This window comes from Streptomyces sp. NPDC048352 (assembly GCF_040651895.1).
Lineage (GTDB): Bacteria > Actinomycetota > Actinomycetes > Streptomycetales > Streptomycetaceae > Streptomyces.
In genome coordinates this window covers 26929-49967 of the sequence record NZ_JBEZKZ010000002.1, presented here as the reverse complement: position 1 = coordinate 49967, position 23039 = coordinate 26929, and the positions used below count along the sequence as shown (strand labels likewise).

The following is a 23039-nucleotide window of genomic DNA, read 5'->3' as shown; positions in this document are numbered from 1 at the left end:
GGCAGTGATTCATCGCAGGCCCCTGTCCCACCCACCGCCAGGGCAGGGTAGGTGCAGGTCAGAAGGGGCGCCCCCGATCAGGGGGCGCCCCTTCGTCGTGCGGCTTTGGGCTTTCCGGGTGGTGTTTGTCGGACGATCGGCGCGCATGGTGGGGGTCGTGCGGTTGCGTCCGCATCATGACGAATGTATGCAGATCCGCCCGTCGGAACATCGCGAATTGAGGGACCCGTCATGATCCACCGCAGCATCGCCTCGTTCTGGACCACCGTCCTCGCCGCGCTCGTGGCGCTCCTGGCCGCCCTCGGCCTCGGTGGGAAGGCGGCCCCGGCCGCCGCTGGTGAGGCGGTCGCCGCCCCGGTGGCTCCTGCGGTGCGCCGTCGGCCGGCCGTGGTGGCGCGGCGGCCGTGGCGGGCGATGATGCGCGGCGGTTCGCTCCCGCCGACGATCAAGCAGCGGATCCGCGCCGAGGCACACGGCAAGGCGCCGTCCGTCCGGCGCTCGACCACCGCCGCCACCCTTTCCCCCGCCGCGGCCCAGGTCCGGATCGCCCCCGTCGTGGGCCAGGACCGGCTCGCCCTCGCCGCGTAGGCGGTCGCAGGGGCGACGCGGACCACGCGGACCACGGGATCGGCAGCACGCGGCGCAGCGCGCCGCGCACGACCCCGGGGAAGGGGGCACAAGGGGGTCGCCCGGCGCCCGCAGGGGGCGTGCAGGGGGCGTGGAGCTTGGTACGGCAGGGCCGCAGGCCCGGGAGACGGCACGGATCCCGGAGGACGCGGCCCTTTTCGGCATGTCCGGGGCGCCCGCGTTCGGCGAAACGGTTCACCTCCTGTGCGGGAGGTGACGGCCCCACCCCTCGACCTTGACATCCCGAGCAAATCTGACGGACAGTCAGCTCTGCTCGTCCGATGCGATGCCGGGAGGCCAGCGCCGTGCACCTCGCCCCGTCCGAAGGCCAGGCGCGACTGCGCGCCGAACTGCGCGCGTACTTCCGGGACCTGATGCCCGACGGGGCGCCCGAGGATCCGGCCGCACAGCGCGCACTGCTGCGCCGCATCGGCGCCGACGGGCTGCTCGGCCTCGGCTGGCCCGTCGAGTACGGCGGCCAGGGCCGCGGACCCGACGAGCAGTTCGTCTTCTTCGACGAGGCCTACCGGGCCGGCGCACCCGTCTCCATGGTCACCCTCAACACCGTCGGTCCCACCCTCATGAAGTACGGGACCCGGCAGCAGAAGGACCACTTCCTGCCCCTGATCCTGCGGGGCGAGATCGTCTTCGCCATCGGATACTCGGAGCCCGAGGCCGGCACCGACCTCGCCTCGCTGCGCACCCGGGCCGTGCGCGACGGCGGGGAGTGGGTGGTCGACGGGCAGAAGATCTTCACGTCCAACGCGCAGAATGCCGACTGGATCTGGCTGGCCTGCCGCACCGACCCGCAGGCCCCCAAGCACAAGGGCATCTCCATCATCCTGGTGCCCACCGACAGCCCCGGCTTCGCCTGGACACCCATCGACACCGTCGGCGGTCTCACCACCACGGCGACGTACTACGACGGCATCCGGGTCCCCGAAGGCAACCTCGTCGGCCCCGAACACGGCGGCTGGGGCCTGATCACCAACCAGCTCAACCACGAACGGGTCGCCCTCGCCGCCATCGGCATGCAGGCCGAGGACTTCTACGAACAGGCGCTCCGCCACGCCCGCACCCCGGACCCCGCCACCGGCGACCGGCCCGCCGACCACCCCTGGGTGCGGTCCCGGCTCGCCGAGGCACACGCCCGGCTGGCCGCCGTACGCCTCCTCAACTGGCGCCTCGTGCAGGACGTGGGCGCGGGGACCCTGGCCCCCGGAGACGCCAGCGGCGTCAAGTTCCTCGGCACCGAGTCCGCCGTCGAGGTGTACCGGATCTGCCAGGAAGCCGTCGGCGAGGAGGCCCTCGTACGCGGTCCGCAGGCCTTCGCGGGCGGCGAGCTGGAGCGGCTGAACCGGGCGGCCCAGATCAACACCTTCGGCGGCGGGGTCAGCGAGGTCCAGCGGGAGATCGTCGCCATGATGCGGCTCGGGATGAAGGGGAGGAAACGATGACCGCCGGGGAGAGCGACCGGTTCCACGCCAGGCTCAAGGCCTTCGAAGGGCAGCCCGCCGCCACCGCGGGCCGGGCCAAGGACGCCGTGAACGTGCCGATGATCCGCCACTGGTGCGAGGCGATGGGCGACACCAACCCCGCCTACCAGGGCCCGGACGCCATCGCCCCGCCCACCATGCTCCAGGCCTGGACGATGGGCGGCCTCTCCGGCCACACCGACCGCTCCAGCGCCTACGACGAGCTGTTCGCGCTCCTCGACGGCGCGGGCTGCACCTCCGTGGTCGCCACCGACTGCGAGCAGGAGTACCTGAGCCCGCTGCGCCCTGGGGACGAGGTGACCTTCGACGCCGTGATCGAGTCGGTCTCGCCGCGCAAGACGACCAGGCTGGGCACCGGGCACTTCGTGACGACCCGGATGGACGTCCACGCCAACGGCGAACTCGCCGGCACCCACCGCTTCCGCATCCTGAAGTACGCCCCCGCGGCCGCACGGGAACCCGCTCCGCAGGCCCCGCCCCGGCCCCGCCCGGTGATCAACCGTGACAACCAGGGCTTCTGGGACGGCGTCCGCGACCACAGGCTGCTGATCCAGCGCTGCACCGCCTGTGCGGCCCTGCGCTTCCCCTGGCTCCCCGGCTGCAACGCCTGCTCCTCCCCCGACTGGGACACCGTCGAGGCGAGCGGCGCCGGCACGGTCTTCTCGTACGTGGTCATGCACCATCCGCCCTTCCCCGCCTTCACCGCGCACGAGGAGCCCGCCGGCGCGGGGGGCCCGTACGCGGTGGCCCTCGTCGAGCTGGCCGAGGGGGTCCGCATGATCAGCAACATCACCGGCGTCCCCTACGACAAGGTCCGCATCGGCCTGCCCGTCCGGCTGGAGTTCCTGCGCGTCGACGACACGCTGGAACTGCCGGTCTTCCGGGGGGAGGCGGCCTGACATGGACTTCCGTCCCACCGAGGAACAGGCCGCCGCGGCCGGCCTGGCCGCCAGGATCTTCCGCGACCTGGCCACCCACGAACGCCTCGCCGCCGTCGGCACCGGCAGTGACGCCGAGCTCTGGAAGGCCCTCACGACCGCCGGGCTGACCGCCGCCGTCGCGGACGTCGGCCTCCTCGGCCTGGTCCTGCTGCTGGAGGAACAGGGCCGCACCACCGCCCAGGTCCCGTACGCCGCCACCTGCGCGTACGGCGTCCTGCCCGTGGCCGCCCACGGCACCCCCGAACAGCGCGCCCGCCTGCTGCCCGCTTTTGGCTGCGGCGAAGCCGTGGCCACCGGTGCCTTCCCCGAGCGCGGGCGGTTCACCGCCACGCCCGACGGCCGCCTCACCGGCACCGCGCCCGCCGTGCCCTGGCTGCGCGACGCCACGCACGTGCTGGTCCCCGACACCGGCCGGGCCCTGTGGCTCGTACGGACGGACGCGCCCGGAGCCGCCGTGCGGCCGGTGGAGACGACCGCGCCCTGGGCCGCGGGGAGCCTCACCCTGGCCGGGGCGCAGGCGGAGCGGCTCGGGCGCGCGGAGGCCTACGACCAGGTGCTCGGCGCCGCCCGCACCGCCTTCGCCGGACTCCAGGCCGGAGTCTGCGCGGGATCGCTGGCCCGCGCCGTGGAGTACACCTCCACCCGCGAGCAGTTCGGCCGTCCGCTGTCCACGAACCAGGGCGTCATGATCCGTGCGGCCGACGCGTACATGGACACGGAGGCGATCCGGGTCACCGCGTACGAGGCGGCGTGGCGCACGGACGAGGGGCTCCCGGCCCGCGAGCACGCCCTGACCGCGGCCTGGTGGGCCTCGGAGGCGGGCAAGCGGGTCGTGCACGCCGGCCAGCACCTGCACGGCGGGACGGGCGCCGACCTGGACCATCCGGTGCACCGGCACTTCCTGTGGGGACGCCAGCTGGACGCCTATCTGGGCTGCGGCAGCGAGCTGCTGTCCGAGCTGGGCGCGCTCATATCCGAGGGGGAGGACGCATGAACGTCGGCGACGCGCTGCCGCCGCTGGAGATCCCGGTCACCCGCACCCTGATCGTGGCGGGGGCGATCGCCTCCCGCGACTACCAGGACGTGCACCACGACGCGGAGCTCGCCCGGGCCAAGGGCTCCCCGGACATCTTCATGAACATCCTGACCACCAACGGCCTGGTCGGCCGGTACGTCACCGACCACCTGGGCCCCCGCGCCGTCCTGCGCAAGGTCGCCATCCGCCTCGGAGCCCCCAACCACCCGGGCGACACGATGACCCTCACCGGCACGGTCACCGCCGTCGACGGGGACACCGCCGAGATCCGTGTGGTCGGCGCCAACCGCATCGGCCGCCACGTTACGGGCACCGTGACCGTCACCCTGGGAGCCGGGGCATGAGCGTACGCACCCGCGACGACCTCGGCGGCCGGGCCGCCGTCGTCGGCATCGGCGCGACGGAGTTCTCCAAGGACTCCGGGCGCAGCGAGCTGAAGCTCGCCGTCGAAGCGGTGCACGCCGCGCTCGACGACGCCGGGCTCACCCCGGCCGACGTCGACGGCATGGTCACCTTCACCATGGACACCAGCCCCGAGATCACCGTCGCCCAGGCGGCGGGCATCGGGGAGCTGTCCTTCTTCTCCCGCATCCACTACGGCGGCGGCGCGGCCTGCGCCACCGTCCAGCAGGCCGCTCTCGCCGTCGCCACCGGCGTCGCCGAGGTCGTGGTCTGCTACCGCGCCTTCAACGAGCGCTCCGGCCGCCGCTTCGGCTCCGGCGTCCAGCAGCGCGAGCCCTCGGCGGAGGGCGCGGCCCTCGGCTGGTCCCTCCCCTGGGGCCTGCTCACCCCGGCGTCCTGGGTCGCCATGGCCGCCCAGCGCTACCTGCACGCCTACCACCTGACCCCCGAGGCCTTCGGCCACGTCGCCGTCACCGGCCGGCGCCACGCGGCGAACAACCCCGCCGCGTACTTCCACGGCCGGCCCATCACCCTCGCCGACCACGCCGCCTCGCGGTGGATCGTGGAGCCGCTGCGGCTGCTGGACTGCTGCCAGGAGACCGACGGCGGCCAGGCCCTCGTCGTCACCACCGTCGAACGGGCCCGGGACCTGCGGCAGCGGCCCGCCGTGATCACCGCGGCCGCCCAGGGCGCCGGCCGCCGCCAGGAGGGGATGACCTCCTTCTACCGCGACGACCTCACCGGTCTGCCCGAGATGGACGTGGTCGCCCGTCAGCTGTGGCGCACCAGCGGACTGCGGCCCTCGGACATCGACGTGGGGATCCTCTACGACCACTTCACCCCCTTCGTCCTCATGCAGCTGGAGGCGTTCGGCTTCTGCGGCCCCGGCGAGGCCGCAGACTTCACGGCGGCCGGCGCGCTCCCCCTCAACACCCACGGGGGCCAGCTCGGCGAGGCGTACCTGCACGGAATGAACGGCATCGCCGAAGCCGTCCGCCAACTGCGCGGCACCTCCGTGAACCAGCTCCCGGGGGCAGAACACGTCCTCGTCACGGCCGGTACGGGGGTGCCGACCTCCGGCCTGATCCTGGGGACCGGGGTCTGACCCAGGTCCCGGTCGCGGGCCGTGTCCTCCACCTTCAGGAGGTGGGGGGCGGCCCGGCAGTACAACCTGAGACGGACCCGGCTTCGGCACCTTGGGCCGATTACGGAAGCGCGCACCGCTCCTAGCGTGGACCCATGACCACGCCTGTCTGCAAGCTCGCCTCGAATCCGACGTTGTACCCGTCGTTCTCGGCGTACGTCCGGACCCGGGGCACGGTCCTGTTGCGCACCGCGCGGTCCCTCACCGCCAACCCCTGCGACGCCGAGGACCTGCTCCAGACGGCGCTCGCCAAGACCTACGTCGCGTGGGACCGCATCGAGGACCAGCGGGCCCTGGACGGCTACGTGCGGCGGGCCCTGGTCAACACCCGCACCTCCCAGTGGCGCAAGCGCAAGGTCGAGGAGTTCGTCTGCGACGAGATCCCGGAGGCCGAGGAGCCGCCGGGCACCGATCCCGCGGAGGCGCAGGCGCTGCGCGACGCGATGTGGCGCGCGGTGACCCGGCTGCCCGATCGGCAGCGTGCCATGGTCGTCCTGCGCTACTACGAGGACATGAGCGAGGCGCAGACCGCCGAGCTGCTCGGGGTCTCGGTCGGCACGGTCAAGAGCGCCGTCTCCCGGGCGCTGGTCAAGCTCCGTGAGGATCCGGAGCTCACGCCCGTGCGGTGAGCGGCGAGCAGTGTTTCACGTGAAACACCGCTCGTCGGTGTTTCACGTGAAACATCAGCCAGCGAACGGCTCCGGACAGTGATCGACCAGCCTGTTTCTACTCTCGGGTAGTGACATGCCGACCGGTACGTGCGCAGAATCGGCAGCATCCGACAGCCGCCGCAGCGCCGCAGCGCTCACCGGGAGGACGCTTTGCTGAGCACCATGCAGGATGTACCGCTGCTGATCTCGCGGATCCTGGCCCACGGGTCGACGATTCACGGGAAGTCCCAGGTCACGACATGGACCGGTGAGGCCGAGCCGCATCGGCGCAGCTTCGCCGAGATCGGCGTCCGTGCCGCGCGGCTCGCGCACGCCTTGCGTGACGAGTTCGGGGTCCAGCAGGACGAGCGCGTCGCGACCCTCATGTGGAACAACTCTGAACACGTCGAGGCGTACTTCGCGATCCCGTCCATGGGGGCGGTCCTGCACACGCTCAACCTGCGGCTGCCTCCCGAGCAGCTGGTCTTCATCGTCAACCACGCCGCGGACCGGGTCGTGCTGGTGAACGGCACCCTCGTGCCGCTGCTGGCGCCGCTGCTGCCGCACCTCCCGACGGTCGAGCACGTCGTCGTCGTGGGCGTCGGCGACCGCTCCGCCCTCGACGGCCTCGGCGTACGGGTGCACGAGTACGAGGAGCTCCTCGAAGGCCGCGCCGACCACTACGACTGGCCCGAGCTGGACGAACGCCAGGCCGCGGCCATGTGCTACACCTCCGGCACCACGGGCGACCCCAAGGGCGTCATCTACTCCCACCGGTCCATCTACCTGCACTCCATGCAGGTCAACATGACCGAGTCGATGGGCCTGACCGACCAGGACACCTCGCTGGTCGTCGTCCCGCAGTTCCACGTGAACGCCTGGGGCCTGCCCCACGCCACCTTCATGACCGGCATCAACCTGCTGATGCCGGACCGGTTCCTCCAGCCGGCCCCGCTCGCCGAGATGATCGAGCGGGAGAAGCCCACGCACGCCGCGGCCGTCCCCACCATCTGGCAGGGCCTGCTCGCCGAGGTCACCGCCCGCCCCCGCGACCTGACCTCGATGAAGCAGGTCACCATCGGCGGTGCGGCCTGCCCGCCCTCCCTGATGGAGGCCTACGACAAGCTCGGCGTCCGCCTCTGCCACGCGTGGGGCATGACGGAGACCTCACCGCTGGGCACCATGGCCCACCCGCCGGCCGGACTGAGCGCCGAGGAGGAGTGGCCGTACCGGGTCACCCAGGGCCGCTTCCCCGCCGGGGTCGAGGCCCGCCTCGTGGGCCCCGGCGGCGACCACCTGCCCTGGGACGGCGAGTCCGCGGGCGAGCTGGAGGTCCGCGGCAACTGGATCGCCGCCGCCTACTACGGGGGCGCTGCCGGTGAACCGGTCTGTCCGGAGGACAAGTTCAGCGCGGACGGCTGGCTCAAGACCGGGGACGTCGGCGTGATCAGCCCCGACGGCTTCCTCACCCTCACCGACCGGGCCAAGGACGTCATCAAGTCCGGGGGCGAGTGGATCTCCAGCGTGGAGCTGGAGAACGCGCTGATGGCCCACCCCGAGGTGGCCGAGGCGGCGGTCGTCGCCGTCCCGGACGAGAAGTGGGGCGAGCGCCCGCTGGCCACGGTCGTCCTCAAGGAAGGCGCCACGGTGGACTACGCGGGCCTGCGCGCGTTCCTCGGTCAGTCGATCGCCAAGTGGCAGCTCCCGGAGCGCTGGACGATCATCGAGGCCGTGCCGAAGACCAGCGTCGGCAAGTTCGACAAGAAGGTGATCCGCAAGCAGTACGCCGACGGCGAGCTGGACGTCACCACGCTGGGCTGAGGCGACCGGCCCTCCGGGGTCAGCCGCGCGTGAGCCACGACCGCAGCAGCCTGCTGACGGCGGGCATGGCCACGTAGGTCATCAGGGTGCTGAAGACGACCGCGAAGGCGGCCGTCCGCACCACGAAGTGCAGGTCCATTAGGTACGGCCCGAGCAGCGCGTTGCCCGCCAGCGAGATCGGGAAGATGGCCAGCCCCGAGCTGATCGCCATCTTCCAGCGCGGCGGCGCGGGCCGGGTCGTACCCGGCTTGGCGAACCACGTCTCCATGCCCTGCAGTTCGCGCCGGGCTATCTCCGTGTGGTGGTGGCCCAGGCAGTTCGCGAACCACTGCGCCCGCTCCGGGGAGTCCTGCCAGCGCTGGAAGGCCGCCTGGTCACGGAAGCGGTGCACCAGGAACCACGGCCCGCCCTCCGTGGCGGGGCGGAACAGCCCGTACCCGAGGTGCCCCGGGAAGGCGGCGGCCGTCTCCAGGATCCCGTGGGCCCACGCCTCGAACGTCTCCTCGTGCCCGGGTTCCACCTGCCGGGCGATGAGGAGGTTGACCTCCCCGTTGTCGGCGGGGACGGTCTGCTCGGACGTGTCGGTGAGGGCCATGGGGCCAGGATGGCTAGTTGGTGCCGATCTTGGCCAGCAGGTCCACGATGCGGCCCTGTACATCGGCCGTGGTGGCCCGCTCGGCGAGGAACAGCACGCTCTCGCCCGAGCCCAGCCGCGGCAGGTCGGCCGGACCGATCCCGGCGGTCGTGTAGACGACCAGCGGAGTGCGGTTCAGCATCCCGTTCGCACGCAGCCAGTCCACGATCCCGGCCCGCCGGCGACGGACCTGCATCAGGTCCATGACCACCAGGTTGGGCCGCATCCGGGTCGCCAGCTCCACGGCGTCGGTGTCCGCGCCCGCCCGGGCGACCTGGAGCCCGCGCCGCTCCAGCGCGGCCGTCAGGGCGGTGGCGATCTCGTCGTGCTCCTCGATCAGCAGGACGCGGGACGGGTGCTGCTCGCTGTCGCGCGGTGCGAGCGCCTTGAGCAGGACGGCCGGGTCGGCACCGTACGCCGCCTCGCGCGTGGCATGGCCCAGTCCGGCCGTCACCAGTACGGGGACCTCGGCGGCGGCCGCCGCCTGGCGCAGCGACTGCAGGGCGGTCCGGGTGATCGGCCCGGTCAGCGGGTCGACGAACAGCGCGGCGGGGAACGCCGCGATCTGCGCGTCGACCTCCTCGCGGGAGTGCACGATCACCGGGCGGTAGCCGCGGTCGCTCAGCGCCTGCTGCGTCTGCGCGTCCGGCGCGGGCCACACCAGCAGCCGGCGCGGGTTGTCCAGCGGCTCGGGCGGCAGCTCGTCGTCCACGGGCTGCGGCACGGGCCGGTTGACCACCTCGACCGCTCCCCCGGGGCCGTCCAGCGGCTCGGGGCCCTCGGCGGCGCCCGCCTCGGGGGCCCCTATGGCGAAGGCCCGCCCTTGCGGCGCGGGTTCGGCGAGGCGGCGGCGCCGGCCGGAACCGGAACCCTCCGCGCCCGCGGCGCCCGCGTCAACGGAGATGCCCTGGCCCAGGGTGCCCAACGCGCGCACGCTGATCGGCTGCGCCGCACCCGGCGGGTTCTCGCCGGGCCGGCGGGCACCCGGCACGGACGGCTGCCCGGGGGCCTCTCCGTCCTCGGGCGCGGTCCGGGCCGCCGGAACCGGCCAGGCCGGAGTGGCGGGCAGCGCCCGCCGCCGCCCGGTCGGAGGCACGGGCTCCTCGGCGGCCGCCGGCTGCGGCGGCTCGGGGGCCGCGGGCGCGCCGAGCACGCGGCGGCCACGCCGTCCGCCCGGCCCGTCGGCGTCGGACTCGGCGGCAGCAGGGGCAGAAGCGGAACCCTGAGGGGGCCCGGCGGGCAGGGCGAACCCACCCTCGGGGGCGATGGGCCGGGGCGCGGCGGGCGCCCCCAGCCCGGCCGCCGGCACCGGGCCGGCGGGCTGGGCAGCGGCCCCGGCCGGCCCCAGTGCCCGGCGGCGGCCCGCCGGGTGCTCGGTCACCGGAACCGGGGGCACCGTCGGTACGGGCGGCAGCGCGGGCATGGCGGTGCCCTGCGGGGGCACCGGCCGGTCGTGCGGGGCGTCGTCACCGGCGCGGCCCCGCCGGCGCCCGGTACCCAGGCCCGCCGGGTTCACCGGGGACTGGGCCAGCTCCGCCGGACCGGAGGGGACGGCCTGCGCCGGGGCTTTGCCCTCCGTCCGGGGGCGCGCGGACGGCAGCGCCAGCGCGCCCCCGCCCTCGCGGGCCGCGGCGGCCCTCGCCCCCGCCACCTCGTCCTCCAGGAAGGCGTCCACACCGCGTCGGCCCCGCCGGCCGCCGGAGACCGTCGCCGGGGCGGCCTCGGGCTCCGGCGCGGGCGGCTGCTCGGACTCCGGGAGGGTCACCGTCCCGGCTCCCGTACCCAGCGGCAGCTCCAGGACGTACGCCCCGCCCGGGGCGCCCGGCACCTCGACCGTCTGCAGGACCCCGCCGTGCGCGGTGACGATGCCCCGCACGATCGGCTCGTGCACCGGGTTGCCGCCCTCGTAGGGGCCGCGCACCTCGATCCGTACGACATCGCCGCGCTGAGCGGCGGCCACCACGATCGTGGAGTCGCCGTACCCGCTGCCCTGGGCGGTCTTGCCGGTGGCGTCCACCCCGGCGACGTCCGCGACCAGGTGGGCGAGGGCGGTCGCGATCCGCTCGGCGTCCACCTCGGCCTCGATCGTCGGGGCGTGGACGGCGAACTGCACCCGGCCCGGGCCGATCAGTTCGACCGCGCCGTCGACACCCGCCGCGACGACCGTGTTGATCAGGACGTTCTTCTTCTTGAGCTTCTCGCCGCCCGCGTCCAGGCGCTGGTACTCGAGCACGTTGTCCACGAGGGTGGTCATGCGCGAGTACCCGGCGGCCAGGTGGTGCAGCAGCTGGTTGGCCTCCGGCCACAGCTGCCCCCCGTCGTCGGCGGCCAGCGTGGCCAGCTCCCCGCGCAGTTCCTCCAGCGGACCGCGCAGGGAGTCGCCGAGCACGGCCAGCAACTGGGCGTGGCGCGCCGCGAGGGCGTCGTAGGGGCGGCGGTCGGTGAAGGTCATCACGGCGCCGACGAGCAGCTCCCCGTCCCGTACGGGCGAGGTGGTCAGGTCCACGGCGACGGCCTGGCCGGCCTTGTTCCACAGCACCTGGCCGCGGACCCGGTGCTTGCGCCCGCTGCGCAGGGTGTCGGCGAGCGGGGACTCGTCGAAGGGGAACGGCGAACCGTCCGCCCGCGAGTGCTGGATCAGCCCGTGCAGCTCGCGGTTGCCGAGGTCGGTGGCGCGGTACCCGAGGATCTGCGCGGCGGCCGGGTTGACGAGGACGACGCGGCCCTCGGTGTCCGTGCCCACGACGCCCTCCGCGGCGGCGCGCAGGATCATCTCGGTCTGCCGCTGGGACCGGGCCAGCTCGGCCTCGGTGTCCACGGTCTCGGAGAGGTCCCGTACGACGAGCATCAGCAGTTCGTCGCCGGTGTAGGCGGGCTGGGGCTCGCGGTAGGCGTCCCGGCCGTCGAGGTGGGCGCTGGTGACCTCGACGGGGAACTCGCTGCCGTCCGTGCGGCGCGCGGTCATCCGCTTCGGCCGGGACCGGCCCTCTTCACGGTCGCCGGGGCGGCGCATCGAACCGGGGATCTGCTTGGAGTCGAACTCCGGCAGGAGGTCGAGCACCCCGCGGCCGACGAGCCCGGTGCCCGGGCTCTCCATCACCTCGAGGGCGATCGAATTGGCGTTGACGACCGTGCCGTTGGCGTTGACGAGCAACAGCGCGTCCGGAAGCGCGTCGAGTATTGCTGCGAGGCGAGCAGCGCCTCGGGATGGCCTGCTGCTCACGACGAGCTTCCTCCCTGACCACGACTACCGGCATGTCACGGGAGGAGTCTAAGGGCACCGTCCTGCCGCGGGGTGGCGGATGGACGGGGGAAAACGCGCATCCGGCGCATCGTCCCAGGTCAGGAATGCTCCCCCGGAAGCACAGGTTCCACGTTCTTCCACCGGGCGATGTCGCATCCGTTCCTGCGCTGGAAGGTGGTGTCCACCTTCTGGCCGCGCCACGTTCCGGTGACGTGGGCGACGGCCGACCCGCCGTACTGGAACGAGCAGTTCTGGGCGTCCGGGCGGGCGAAGGGGTCCTTGCCCTGCTTGGCGAGCGTGTCGAGACGGGCGCAGGCCTCCTCGGCGAGGGGGTGGTCGCCGCCGACGGGGTGGCATTCGAGCCGGTGGGTGCCGTCGACGAGGCGGTTGCCGCTCTTGGAGATCTCGATGGTGAGCCGGTCGGGCGCGGACAGCAGCCGGCCGAGGGGCAGGGGCGGCAGCGGTCCGGCAGCCGCGGCGGCCAGGGCGGAGGTGACGGCGAAGGCGGCGAGACGCAGCATGGGGCACTCCAGGTCGTCCGTACGTCGTACGCCTCACCAACGACCTTCGCGCTCCGACGTTGCGTGCTTAAGCCTTTGCTCTGCGGCCCCGGCTCCTTGTACCGTTGGGAGCGGATTGGTGACCGGCCCCGCGCCTGTGTCATCATCTGCACGCACCTTCGTACGCGGGGGTGTGCTGGAGGCGTCGCCTAGTCCGGTCTATGGCGCCGCACTGCTAATGCGGTTTGGGGCTTACACCCCATCGAGGGTTCAAATCCCTCCGCCTCCGCACCTCACCGAAGCCCCGGTCCTGATGGACCGGGGCTTCGGTGCGTTCAGGCCTTGGAGGGGTTTCGGATGGCCCCCGGTGGGTAACCGGCCGGGCCCCGGGCCGCCCGGAGGATGCTTGCGGACGATCTTCTTCCAGGGCGTTTCCCCAGGTCAGAGGGCTTGGGGCTAATGGATTTCGCGTCCCGGCGAGGTCCATGTATTGTTGTTCTCGCAAGGCCAACGGGGCGAAAAACCCCGGGAAGCCCAAGCACTCGTAGCTTAACGGATAGAGCATCTGACTACGGATCAGAAGGTTGCAGGTTCGAATCCTGCCGAGTGCACAGCAGGTCGAAGGCCCCGGACGAGAGTCCGGGGCCTTCGGCGTTCAGGGAGTACAGCAGCGAAGTACAGCAACCGCCTCAGCCGGTGCCGCTGCCCATGGCTTCGGACAGCTTGCCGAGAGCGTCGCGTACGGCTTCCTCGCTCGCTTCGGCGTAGACCTCCATCGTCATGGCGATCTGCGAATGCCGGAGAATCCGCTGGGCCACCTTCGGGTGGACCTTGAGCGCGACCAGGAGCGCGGCGCAGGTGTGCCTGGTGTTCCGCAGCGGGATCACCCGCAGGCCGGCCCGGCGAGCGCGCAGGCCGAACATCCGAGTGAGGTTCCCCGGCTCGATCGGGGTCCCGTACTTCGTGGTGAACACGAGGCCGCGGCTGTCCTGCCACAGCTCACTGCAGCCTTACGGTCCCCGACCTGCTGGGCACGTCGCATCCGCAGCGCCTTGAGGCAGAGGGAGGGCAGCGGCAGGAAGTCGTCCGAGTCCTCCGTCTTGGTCTCCCGGTGAAGGATCTGGCGTCCGGCCCGCTGGATCTGGTGGTCCACATAGAGCTCGCCGGCGTCGAAGTCGATCGACTTCCAGGTCAGCCCCAGCACCTCCCCGCGACGTAGCCCAAGGCAGAGGACGAGTACCCACGCGGCGAAGAGGTGGTCCTTCCGGGCGACCCCATCCGCCAGGAATCGGCCCGCCTCGGCCACGGACCACGGCTTGATCCGCTTGCGGCGGGGCTTGGGCACCTTCACGAGGGAGGCGACGTTCTTGCCGATCTCTTCCTCGGCGACGGCGTGTGTAAGGGCGGCCCGCAGGGCATCCCGAGATCCCTGTATCACCCGCCGAGACGGGTACGCCTCGCAGCACTCACCGATGGCACAGCACCGCCGGCTCTCGGGGGCGTGCATCGCATCCTTGCCTTGGGCGCAGCACTGGCAGATCGCCGCCAGCTTGGTCAGCCACTTCCGGACATCGCGGACGGTCAGCTTGTCCAGCCGCTTCGAGCCCAGGTGCGGGGCGATGTAGAGCCGGACGTACCCCTCGTACGAGACGTACGAGAGCGGGGCCAGGTTGGGCTTGACGATCAAGCACCCGGCTGCGCTCCGCTCCGCCGGGCGGGCTTCCCGGCTCGGCTCGGGGCGACGCTCCTGCCTTGGGCCCGCTCCGCCCCCGCTGCGCCGACGCCCGCCCCTGCAAGGCGGGATAGGCCCAAGGGCATGAGGCAGTCCCCTACGGGCCCGCGGTGCCATCACTCACCGACATGCCTCCGGCGGGGGCCTCCGGCTCCGGGATGCGGGGGCGCCGCTGGCGGGTGCCGGCCCCGTGGAGGGTGTGGGAGTTGGGGAAGGGGGTGGCTGGGGCAGCGCTATCGAATTGCGCCATCTCTGACTCAAAAACGACGATCAAGGAGTAACGTCGATTGCCGTGCATATGCCACTGGGCGAGATAGCCCTACTTGAGTACGTGTACGACGAGTCGGGACGCGATGTACATTCATCGGTCCTCCCCGCCAGCCATGACGACAGCATCAGTGGCTTCGCTTCGATCTTGGTCGAGCAAGGCCTCTTGAAACGGTCCTCGTTCGCTGGAGACCTGACCATCACAAGTGCTGGTATCCGGCTAGTCGACGAAGTCAGACAGCAGCGAACTGATCTCCCAGCGAGAGCGGCAGCCCTACGTAGGAACCTCGCCCAGTGGCTCTACGGTCACAACCCTGCGGACGGCCAGGCAGCCATTGAGAGTGGCTTCCTGCAATCAGCCCACTCTTACTACCTTGGGCAACCCTTCTCAGCGGACGAGATCATTCGTGCACTGGGCTACCTTCGCGAACGCGGGTTGATCGACGGGGCGTTCGCCTGGGGCGGTGCACCAATCCGCCTTCGCCTCACGACCCTGGGCGTGGACTTCGTCGAAAGCGGGAAGAGCATGACCGAATTCCTCAACCCGCAGCCCAGCCTTGGCCCAACGTTCCACGTGAGCGTGGCCGGCTCCCAGAACGTCGCTATCGGCACTCACGGCGAGGTCACCCAAACCAACACTTCCGGGATCGACCCTGCCGTCCTCACTCAACAAGTCCATGCAGCGAGCCTGGCTCGGGAGAGCCTTCCTGGTCTGCATCTGGACGCTGATCAAGCAGCGCTAGTCACCCGTCTAAGCCGGGAGCTCGAAGCAGAAGCGAGCAGCGAAGCTCCGCAGTCGGGCCGCATGCGGTCTGTCGCAACGAGCCTCATTGACGCTCTGTCCTCGGCAGCCGGCACAGCCCTAGGCGGGATGGTCATCGCCACTCTGACTCAGGCGGCAGCCGCGCTGGGATAGATGCCGCCTGACGTAGCCGGGCCCCGGCGCGAGTCGGGGCCCGGGGAGTTGCAGCAGATCCGACTCCATCCGCTAGGAACTCCCGGCATGCTCAAAGTTCGTGCGGGCGACGCACGGCGGGATGCCAGCTCCGTGCATTAATTTGTGATCTCAGTCACATTGATGCCTGGTGTCGCGATGCGCGGCCGCTATCAACGGAGCCGCGAACTATACAATGATTCGTTGCAAAGTGATATGTGTGTTGGATAGTTGTCTCAGGGATTGTGGCGCCCTGACGTGTGAAATTGCCGCCTAACCAGGCAGTTATCCGGGTGAAAGGTGGTAGTTGCGCTCGGCGAGAGTGTTGTCAGGTTGTGTGATGCGATCGCAAATCGTCCCGATGGTTCGCGGGCGATGGCGGATTGCTCGCGGGGCCGAAGGGCTCATCATGAGAGCTCGGTTGCCCACCCCCCGACTGCCTGGGCTGCAACCGTGACGGGAGGGGGTGGGCCAGAACCATGGGAGGTTCCATGTCGAGTCTGACCCTGTGTGGCCAGGAGTCAAATCCCGGGCGCCTTAGCGGGTTAGTCACGGTGATCGTCATCATGCTGGTCTTGTGGCCGGCTGCCGCAGAAGTTCTCAGCGCCTATGTGAACGCAGTGTCGTTGGCGGTGGCCCTTGTGGGTTGCGGTACAGCAGCCGCATACCGCAACCGCAGCAACCGCACCTGACCGATACCACCCCAGTGAGGCCCTGAAGTGGCCAGAATGGCCGCCGCTGACCGATCTGGCTAGAGCTACGGATCAGAAGGTTGCAGGTTCGAATCCTGCCGAGTGCACAGCCGAGAGGCCCTCAGGAGAAATCCTGAGGGCCTCTTTCGTTGTGCCCCGGGTGTACTCAACCCGGGTGTACTCAAGGGGGAGGGATCCCCCGGGAGATGTCAGGGGCGGGATGGCTCCTGAGGGGGACGTGGACCACGAGGGTGCCCGGCTAGGGTTTTCGAAGATCGTTCGACCTTGTTGGGGGGCTCTCATGGGACTGTTCGGGAACGCGCACACCACCGATCCGGCGTCGGCGCAGCGGGACTACGCGCGGCTGCTGGGGCACGGGGAGCAGGTCCACGCCGCGTACCTGCTGGTGCGCGACACGATCCTGTTCACCGACCGGCGGCTGGTCTTCGTCGACAAGCAGGGGCTGACGGGCAAGAAGGTGGAGTACCACTCCGTCCCGTACCGGAGCATCACGCACTTCTCGGTGGAGACGGCCGGGCACTTCGATCTCGACGCCGAGCTCAAGATATGGATATCCGGCAGCCCGGCGCCGATCGAGAAGACCTTCACCAAGGGGGTCGACATCTACGAGCTGCAGGCGATCCTGACGCAGTTCGTCGCGCGCTAGCGGCGGGCGGTACGGGCCTACGGGCCTACGGGCGCAGCCTCAGGGGCGGCCGGGCAGGACGCGCGGGAGGCCGGTCACCGAGAGCACCAGCGAGTACAGCGAGGTGGTGGCGGTGATGAAGAGGCGGTTGTTCTTCGGTCCGCCGAAGGCGATGTTCGATACGGGTTCCGGGACGCGCAGGCGGCCGATGAGGTCTCCGTCCGCCGCGTAGCAGTGCACGCCCGACGTCATCGCGGCCGCCCAGAGCCGGCCCTCGTCGTCGAAGCGGATGTTGTCCACCGAGGGGCAGTCCGTGAAGACGCGGTCGCCGCCGAGGGTGCCGTCGTCGCCGACCGTGAAGGCGCGGATGTGGCCGGCGCGGGTGTCGGCCGCGTACAGCTCGCTCTCGTCCGGGGAGAAGACCAGGCCGTTCGGGCCGAGGAAGCCGTCGGCGACGAGGCGGACCTCGCCGGTGGCGGGGTCGGCCCGGTAGAGGTTGCAGGCGCCGATCTCGCTCGGCGCCCGCCGGCCCTCGTAGTCGCTGGTGATCCCGAAGTCGGGGTCGGAGAACCAGATCGAGCCGTCCGAGCGGACCACCGCGTCGTTGGGGCTGTTGAGCCGCTTGCCGTCGTAGCGGTCGGCGATGACGGTGAGGCTGCCGTCGGGCTCGGTGCGGGTGACCCGCCGGTTGCCCTGCTCGCAGGTGATCAGGCGGCCCTCGCGGTCGAGGGTGTTGCCGTTGGGGTGGCCGGCAGGGGTGCGGAAGACGGAGACCGCCCCGGTCGCCTCGTCCCAGCGCAGCATCCGGTCGTTGGGGATGTCGCTCCACACGAGCTGGCGCCAGGCCGGCAGGTACAGCGGACCTTCGGCCCACCGGCAGTCGTCATAGAGGCGGTCCAGGCGTGCGTCACCGTTGGCGCATCGGCCGGTCCGGAAGCGTTCGTCCAGGATCTCGTACAAGGTGAGGTCAGCTATGCCAGACATAATTCCCCCGTATCGGTATCGCTCCGAATTTTGTTCGGTTCGATGGTGAGATTGCAGGATCAGGTACCGTCTTCGCAAGAGCCAGGGGGCTCATGGCGCACCGGGGGCCCGACGGCCCAGGGGAGGAAGACGGCGTGGACGACATCGACCGGGCGCTCGTCCTGCGCCTCCAGCAGGACGCGGGCCAGTCCTACGCCGCCCTCGGCGCGGCCGTGGGGCTCTCCGCCGGGGCGACCCACGAGCGCGTGCGCAAACTGCGCGAGCGGGGGGTGATCCGGCGGACCACCGTCGACGTCGACCCGGCCGCCGTCGGCAGCGGGGTGCTGGCCTACGTGATGGTCGACTCCAACGCGTGGATGGGCGAGTCGGCGGAGGCCTTCGCCGCCATCCCCGAGATCCAGGAGGCGCATATCATCGCGGGCAGTGCCTCGGTCCTGGTCAAGGTGCGCACGGCCACCACCGGGCAGTTGCAGGACGTCCTGCGGCGGCTCTACGCCATCGACGGGGTCAGCGGGACGCAGGCCACCGTGGTCCTGGACACCTTCTTCGAGCGGCCGCTCCCCCTGTGACCGCGCCCGCCGCGAGCTGGTGGTGCACCGGGATCCGGTGGAGCGGCGCAGGCCCTGCCATCGGGTGGTGCGGGGGGCGCGGGGAGCGGGAGAGCCCGCTCGCTCCCGGGCAGCCGCTCGCCTTCACCGCCCGCGGTGAGCGGCACTGCCTGGGAGTACGGCGGGCCGGGAGGCGGACTCCGTGCCCCATGGCCCGGTCGGTGCCGGGTCGCGCGGGCAGCGCCCAGTGCCCCGAGTGCGCCCGGCTGGACCGGTCCTTCTCGGTGGCCGCCGACACCAACGCCGCCGATCCGCGAACGTACCGCGTGTACCTGGCGTGGTTCGGGCCCGGGATGGTGAAGGTCGGCATCACGGCCGAGGAGCGCGGTCCGGTCCGGCTGCTGGAGCAGGGGGCGGTGACCTGGACCTGGCTGGGGCGCGGGCCGCTGATGGCTGCCCGCCGGACCGAGGAGCTGCTGCGGGCCGCCCTCGGGGTGCCCGACCGGATCGCGTACGCCCGCAAGCGCGCCGTACGGGCCGGGCTGCCGCCGGAGTCCGAGCGGGCCCGGGAGGTCGCCGAGCTGTACGCGCGGGCCACCGGGCTGCCCGGGTGGCCGGAGTCGCTGGAACGGGTGGGGTGCGGGATCACCGACCATGCCGGACCGTTCGCGCTGGCCGGGCTGCCGGCTCCGGCCCGCGTGATCAGGGAGATGACGCCCGGCGGGAGCGTCGTGGGGCGGCTCGCGGGGGTCGCCGGCCCGGATCTGCACTTCGCGGACGGGCTCGTGGTGGACACCCGGCTGCTGGCCGGATGGGAGCTGGCCGCCGCCCCCGTCGGCGCGCTCACCGACGTACCGCTCACCGGGATCGCGGCCGCACCGCCTGAGGCCGAGCAGGGCGGACTGTTCTGACCCCGGGTTCCGAGGCGCCGGAGGGGACCAAGGTCAAAACTTGGATCCCTTTGGCCTGCGGGGGCCGATTCCGATGGACATGCCGAGGGCCTTCCGCCGAGGGTGTGGGCATGAGCATTCAGCCCGTTCCGGCGTTCGAACCGCCGTATGTCATGGCCGCATTCAGCAATGTCCGCACCGCTGACGAGAGCGGCTATCCGGAGACCAGCACCCGGATGAACGAGCTCGTCCGGGAGAATCCCGGCTTCCTCGGCTACGAGTACGCGCGCACCCCCGGCGGCCTCGGCATCACCGTCGCCTACTTCCGCGACCACGACTCCCTGCGCGCATGGCGGGAGGACCTGGAGCACCAGGCCGCCATGCGAGAGGGCCGCGCCCACTGGTACGAGAGCTACACCCTGCACGTCGCGACCGTCGAGCGGAGCCACGGCTTTGTCCGCAACGGCTGAGGCGGTCCGCGCCTTCCGGGAGCGGCTCGGCCTGCCCGGACTGGTCGACGTCCACACGCACTTCATGCCGGAGCGGGTACTGGACAAGGTCTGGGACTACTTCGACGCGGTCGGTCCGCTGACCGGCGTCGAGTGGCCCATCACCTACCGGCACGAGGAGGAGCAGCGGGTCGCGCTCCTCCGGAAGTTCGGGGTCCGCGCCTTCACCTCGATGCTCTACCCGCACAAGCCGGCGATGGCCGCCTGGCTCAACGCGTGGGCCGCCGACTTCGCCGCCCGCACCCCCGACTGCCTGCACACCGCGACCTTCTTCCCGGAGGAGGACGCGGCGGCGTACACCGCACAGGCCGTGGACGACGGGGCCCGGGTCTTCAAGGCGCACCTCCAGGTCGGCGACTACGACCCGAACGACGCCCGGCTCACACCGGTGTGGGGGCTGCTGGCCGAGACCGGGATCCCGACCGTGATCCACTGCGGTTCGGGGCCCGCCCCGGGCACGTACACCGGGCCCGAGCCGATCGCCCGGCTGCTGGCCCGCCACCCCCGGCTCCCGTTGATCATCGCGCACATGGGGATGCCCGAGTACTCGGACTTCCTCGGCCTGGCCGACCGGTACCCGGAGGTGCGCCTGGACACGACCATGGCCTTCACCGACTTCTCCGAGCGGCTCAGCGCCTTCCCTCCCGAGAACCTCGGACGCCTCGCCGACCTCGGGGACCGCATCCTGCTGGGCACCGACTTCCCGAACATCCCCTACCCGTACGAGCACCAGCTGGAGGCCCTGGAGCGGCTCGGCCTCGGCGACGACTGGCTGCGGGCGGTCTGCCACGACAACGGCGCCCGCCTGTTCGGCCTCAACCCCTGAGCGCCCTTTCTCAGGAGATTCACAGGCAGGCGCAAGAACGCTCTCAGAGGCGGCGGCCAGCGTGAGCGGTATGACCGCGACGACCACCTCACACGCGTCCACGTCCACCGGCGCCCCGACGGCCATGCTGCGGCCCGACGGCGGACCCTGCCGGGTCCTCGTCGTCGACGACGAGGCCTCGCTCTCCGAACTGCTGTCCATGGCCCTGAGCTACGAGGGCTGCGAGGTCCGCAGCGCCGGCGACGGTGCGGGAGCCGTACGGGCCGCACGGGAGTTCCGGCCGGACGTGGTGGTCCTCGACATCATGCTCCCCGACATGGACGGACTGGCCGTCCTGGGACGGCTGCGCCGGGAGATCCCGCAGGTACCGGTGCTGTTCCTGACCGCCAAGGACTCCGTGGAGGACCGCATCGCGGGCCTCACGGCGGGCGGCGACGACTACGTCACCAAGCCGTTCAGCCTGGAGGAGGTCGTGGCCCGGCTGCGCGGGCTGGTCCGCCGCTCCGGCGCGGCGCAGGTCGCGCGGGGCGGCTCGGTCCTGACCGTCGGGGACCTGTGCCTCGACGAGGACAGCCACGAGGTGGTCCGCGGCGGCCAGGAGGTCCACCTGACCGCCACGGAATTCGAGCTGCTGCGCTACCTGATGCGCAATCCGCGCCGGGTGCTGAGCAAGGCGCAGATCCTGGACCGGGTGTGGTCCTACGACTTCGGCGGCCAGGCCAACGTGGTGGAGCTCTACATCTCCTACCTGCGGCGGAAGCTGGAGGGCGGCACGGGACTGCCGCCGATGATCCACACCCGGCGCGGCGCCGGCTACCTCATCAAGCCGGCCGAGTAGTGGCCCTGCGCCTGCCCGCTCCTCTCCGCCCGCGTCGTCCGGCCGGCCCGTCCGGTGCGCGTCGTCCGGCCGGCCCGTCCGGTGGGCATCGTCCGGGCGGCCCGTTCCGCGTGCGTCGTCCGCCTGTTCCGTCCCGCCTGCGCCGGACCGCTCCAGCGCGCCGGCGTCCCTGGTCGCTGCGGACGCGGCTCGTCGTCTCGGCGGTGGTGCTGATCGCCGTCGTGGGCACGTCCATCGGTACCGTCACCACCCTCGCCATGCGTTCCCGCCTGGTCGGGGAACTCGACAAGCAGCTGACCGCCTCCGTCGAGATGGCCACGCGGGGCCCCGGCTCCGCGAAGGCCGCCCGCGATGCCGGACTCGGCTTCGTGTTCGCCCCCGGCTCCCCGATGGGCGCCGTCGGGATCCGCCTCGATCCGGCCCGGAAGGTGCTCGGGGCCGCCCGGATCGTTCCCGTGGGCGGCCAGAGTTTCGACCACCGCGAATCCCTCACCGAAGCCCAGACCGCCGCCCTGGCGGAAATCGCCCGCAAGACGGCCGGCAGCCGAGGCGGCCCGGTGGACGTGGACCTGCCGGGGCTCGGCCCCTACCGGGTGCTGGCAGGTCCCGACGGCGGCCGGGACCTGCTCGTGCTCGGCTTCCCGCTCCAGGGGGTCGACTCCACCGTGAGCACCCTGATCGCCGTCGAGGTCTGCGTCACCCTGGCCGGACTGATCGCCGCCTCCCTCGCCGGGCAGGCCTTGGTCGGGGTCGCCCTGCGCCCCTTGTGCCGGGTCGCCGCGACCGCCACCCGCGTCTCCGAACTCCCCCTGCACAGCGGCGAACCCGCCCTGCACGAACGGGTGCCGGACGCCGAGGCAGACCCCCGCACCGAGGTGGGCCAGGTCGGCGCCGCCCTGAACCGGCTGCTGGGCCACGTGTCCTCCGCGCTCACGGCCCGCCAGCGGAGCGAGACGCAGGTCCGGCAGTTCGTCGCCGACGCCTCCCACGAACTGCGCACCCCGCTGGCCTCCATCCGCGGTTACGCCGAACTCACCCGCCGGGGGCGGGAAGTGACCGGCCCCGACACCCGGCACGCCCTGGGGCGGATCGAGTCCGAGGCCACCCGGATGACCGGACTGGTCGAGGACCTGCTGCTGCTGGCCAGGCTGGACGCCGGCCGCCCGCTGTCCTTCGAGGACACCGACCTGGCGCCGCTCGTCATCGACGCGCTCGGCGACGCCCGCGCCGCGGGCCCCGGCCACCACTGGCGCCTGGCACTCCCCGACGGACCCGCGCCCGTCCGCGCCGACCCGGCCCGGATCCAGCAGGTCCTGGTGAACCTCCTCGCCAACGCCCGCACCCACACCCCGCCCGGCACCACCGTGACGGCCGCTGTTTCACGTGAAACATCCGCCGTCCGGCTGCGGATCGAGGACGACGGCCCCGGCATCCCGCCCGAGCTGCTGCCGCACGTCTTCGAGCGCTTCGCCCGGGGAGACGCCTCCCGCTCCCGCGCGGCGGGCTCCACCGGGCTGGGCCTGGCCATCGTCCAGGCCGTGGTCTGCGCCCACGACGGCCGGGTCGACGTCCGCAGCGAACCCGGCCGGACCCGCTTCGAAGTGCTGCTGCCCCTGGCCGGACACGAACCCGGCCCGTACTCACAGACGGCGCACAGGCTCACCACACGGAGGTGACA

The 23039-nt window shown here is 71.9% G+C and carries 20 protein-coding genes, 2 tRNA genes and 1 pseudogene; 18 read left to right on the top strand and 5 right to left on the bottom strand.

Annotation, left to right across the window (positions count from 1 at the left end; all coding sequences use genetic code 11):
• Window positions 1-231: 231 nt before the first annotated feature.
• From AB0D45_RS01455 to AB0D45_RS01420, 8 genes are all read left to right on the top strand, one after another.
• On the top strand, window positions 232-588 hold the full coding sequence (locus tag AB0D45_RS01455; RefSeq protein ID WP_362454794.1) for a DUF6344 domain-containing protein: 357 nt from the start codon (window positions 232-234) through the stop codon (window positions 586-588).
• A 344-nt stretch (window positions 589-932) separates the two neighbouring features.
• On the top strand, window positions 933-2084 hold the full coding sequence (locus tag AB0D45_RS01450; RefSeq protein WP_362454889.1) for an acyl-CoA dehydrogenase family protein: 1152 nt from the start codon (window positions 933-935) through the stop codon (window positions 2082-2084).
• The gene (locus AB0D45_RS01445; RefSeq protein ID WP_362454793.1) at window positions 2081-3022 is read left to right on the top strand and encodes an OB-fold domain-containing protein; all 942 of its coding nucleotides are present in this window, start codon (window positions 2081-2083) and stop codon (window positions 3020-3022) included. The genes AB0D45_RS01450 and AB0D45_RS01445 overlap by 4 nt, the downstream gene beginning before the upstream one ends.
• A 1-nt stretch (window position 3023) precedes the next feature.
• Window positions 3024-4058 (top strand): acyl-CoA dehydrogenase family protein, encoded by a 1035-nt coding sequence (locus AB0D45_RS01440; protein ID WP_362454792.1) that lies wholly within the window; start codon window positions 3024-3026, stop codon window positions 4056-4058.
• A complete protein-coding gene (locus AB0D45_RS01435) occupies window positions 4055-4444 on the top strand; it encodes a MaoC family dehydratase (RefSeq protein WP_362454791.1) in 390 nt (129 codons plus the stop codon). Before AB0D45_RS01440 ends, AB0D45_RS01435 begins: the two co-directional genes overlap by 4 nt.
• On the top strand, window positions 4441-5607 hold the full coding sequence (locus AB0D45_RS01430; protein WP_362454790.1) for a lipid-transfer protein: 1167 nt from the start codon (window positions 4441-4443) through the stop codon (window positions 5605-5607). Before AB0D45_RS01435 ends, AB0D45_RS01430 begins: the two co-directional genes overlap by 4 nt.
• A gap of 134 nt (window positions 5608-5741) precedes the next feature.
• On the top strand, window positions 5742-6275 hold the full coding sequence (locus tag AB0D45_RS01425; RefSeq protein ID WP_361608683.1) for a SigE family RNA polymerase sigma factor: 534 nt from the start codon (window positions 5742-5744) through the stop codon (window positions 6273-6275).
• Between the two features lie 192 nt (window positions 6276-6467).
• The gene (locus AB0D45_RS01420) at window positions 6468-8117 is read left to right on the top strand and encodes a long-chain fatty acid--CoA ligase (protein ID WP_362454789.1); all 1650 of its coding nucleotides are present in this window, start codon (window positions 6468-6470) and stop codon (window positions 8115-8117) included.
• 19 nt (window positions 8118-8136) lie between these two features.
• Here the strand turns inward: AB0D45_RS01420 and AB0D45_RS01415 are convergent, their stop codons facing one another.
• The 3 genes from AB0D45_RS01415 to AB0D45_RS01405 form a co-directional block, all read right to left on the bottom strand.
• Complete coding sequence (locus AB0D45_RS01415) at window positions 8137-8712, bottom strand: antibiotic biosynthesis monooxygenase (protein ID WP_362454788.1); 576 nt, start codon at window positions 8710-8712, stop codon at window positions 8137-8139.
• A gap of 13 nt (window positions 8713-8725) precedes the next feature.
• A complete protein-coding gene (locus tag AB0D45_RS01410; RefSeq protein WP_362454787.1) occupies window positions 8726-11974 on the bottom strand; it encodes a PAS domain-containing protein in 3249 nt (1082 codons plus the stop codon).
• A 119-nt stretch (window positions 11975-12093) separates the two neighbouring features.
• The gene (locus tag AB0D45_RS01405; protein ID WP_362454786.1) at window positions 12094-12516 is read right to left on the bottom strand and encodes an SSI family serine proteinase inhibitor; all 423 of its coding nucleotides are present in this window, start codon (window positions 12514-12516) and stop codon (window positions 12094-12096) included.
• A 177-nt stretch (window positions 12517-12693) separates the two neighbouring features.
• Here AB0D45_RS01405 and AB0D45_RS01400 point away from each other — a divergent pair.
• Window positions 12694-12784 (top strand) — tRNA-Ser (locus tag AB0D45_RS01400).
• A gap of 249 nt (window positions 12785-13033) precedes the next feature.
• A tRNA-Arg gene (locus tag AB0D45_RS01395) sits at window positions 13034-13106 on the top strand.
• Between the two features lie 78 nt (window positions 13107-13184).
• On the opposite strand, the pseudogene AB0D45_RS01390 reads toward AB0D45_RS01395, so the two are convergent.
• Window positions 13185-14179, bottom strand: a pseudogene (locus AB0D45_RS01390) (site-specific integrase); the annotation flags it as partial.
• A gap of 379 nt (window positions 14180-14558) precedes the next feature.
• On the opposite strand from AB0D45_RS01390, the gene AB0D45_RS01385 reads away from it, so the two are divergent.
• Both AB0D45_RS01385 and AB0D45_RS01380 read left to right on the top strand, forming a co-directional pair.
• Window positions 14559-15410 carry a hypothetical protein gene (locus AB0D45_RS01385; RefSeq protein WP_362454785.1) on the top strand — a complete coding sequence of 284 codons (852 nt, stop codon included), beginning with the start codon at window positions 14559-14561 and terminating at the stop codon, window positions 15408-15410.
• A 1011-nt stretch (window positions 15411-16421) separates the two neighbouring features.
• Window positions 16422-16787 (top strand): PH domain-containing protein, encoded by a 366-nt coding sequence (locus AB0D45_RS01380; protein WP_362454784.1) that lies wholly within the window; start codon window positions 16422-16424, stop codon window positions 16785-16787.
• 39 nt (window positions 16788-16826) lie between these two features.
• On the opposite strand, the gene AB0D45_RS01375 is transcribed toward AB0D45_RS01380, so the two are convergent.
• Window positions 16827-17750 (bottom strand): SMP-30/gluconolactonase/LRE family protein, encoded by a 924-nt coding sequence (locus AB0D45_RS01375; protein ID WP_362454783.1) that lies wholly within the window; start codon window positions 17748-17750, stop codon window positions 16827-16829.
• 134 nt (window positions 17751-17884) lie between these two features.
• Here AB0D45_RS01375 and AB0D45_RS01370 point away from each other — a divergent pair, with 134 nt between their 5' ends.
• From AB0D45_RS01370 to AB0D45_RS01345, 6 genes are all read left to right on the top strand, one after another.
• On the top strand, window positions 17885-18319 hold the full coding sequence (locus AB0D45_RS01370; RefSeq protein WP_361600635.1) for an Lrp/AsnC family transcriptional regulator: 435 nt from the start codon (window positions 17885-17887) through the stop codon (window positions 18317-18319).
• The gene (locus AB0D45_RS01365) at window positions 18316-19209 is read left to right on the top strand and encodes a DUF2797 domain-containing protein (RefSeq protein WP_362454782.1); all 894 of its coding nucleotides are present in this window, start codon (window positions 18316-18318) and stop codon (window positions 19207-19209) included. The genes AB0D45_RS01370 and AB0D45_RS01365 overlap by 4 nt, the downstream gene beginning before the upstream one ends.
• A 110-nt stretch (window positions 19210-19319) precedes the next feature.
• Window positions 19320-19658 carry an antibiotic biosynthesis monooxygenase gene (locus AB0D45_RS01360; RefSeq protein ID WP_362454781.1) on the top strand — a complete coding sequence of 113 codons (339 nt, stop codon included), beginning with the start codon at window positions 19320-19322 and terminating at the stop codon, window positions 19656-19658.
• Window positions 19642-20523, top strand: a complete 882-nt coding sequence (locus tag AB0D45_RS01355; RefSeq protein WP_362454780.1) for an amidohydrolase family protein — start codon at window positions 19642-19644, stop codon at window positions 20521-20523. Before AB0D45_RS01360 ends, AB0D45_RS01355 begins: the two co-directional genes overlap by 17 nt.
• A 70-nt stretch (window positions 20524-20593) precedes the next feature.
• Complete coding sequence (locus tag AB0D45_RS01350) at window positions 20594-21361, top strand: response regulator transcription factor (RefSeq protein WP_361600623.1); 768 nt, start codon at window positions 20594-20596, stop codon at window positions 21359-21361.
• 110 nt (window positions 21362-21471) lie between these two features.
• Window positions 21472-23037 (top strand): HAMP domain-containing sensor histidine kinase, encoded by a 1566-nt coding sequence (locus AB0D45_RS01345; protein ID WP_362454779.1) that lies wholly within the window; start codon window positions 21472-21474, stop codon window positions 23035-23037.
• Window positions 23038-23039: the final 2 nt, after the last annotated feature.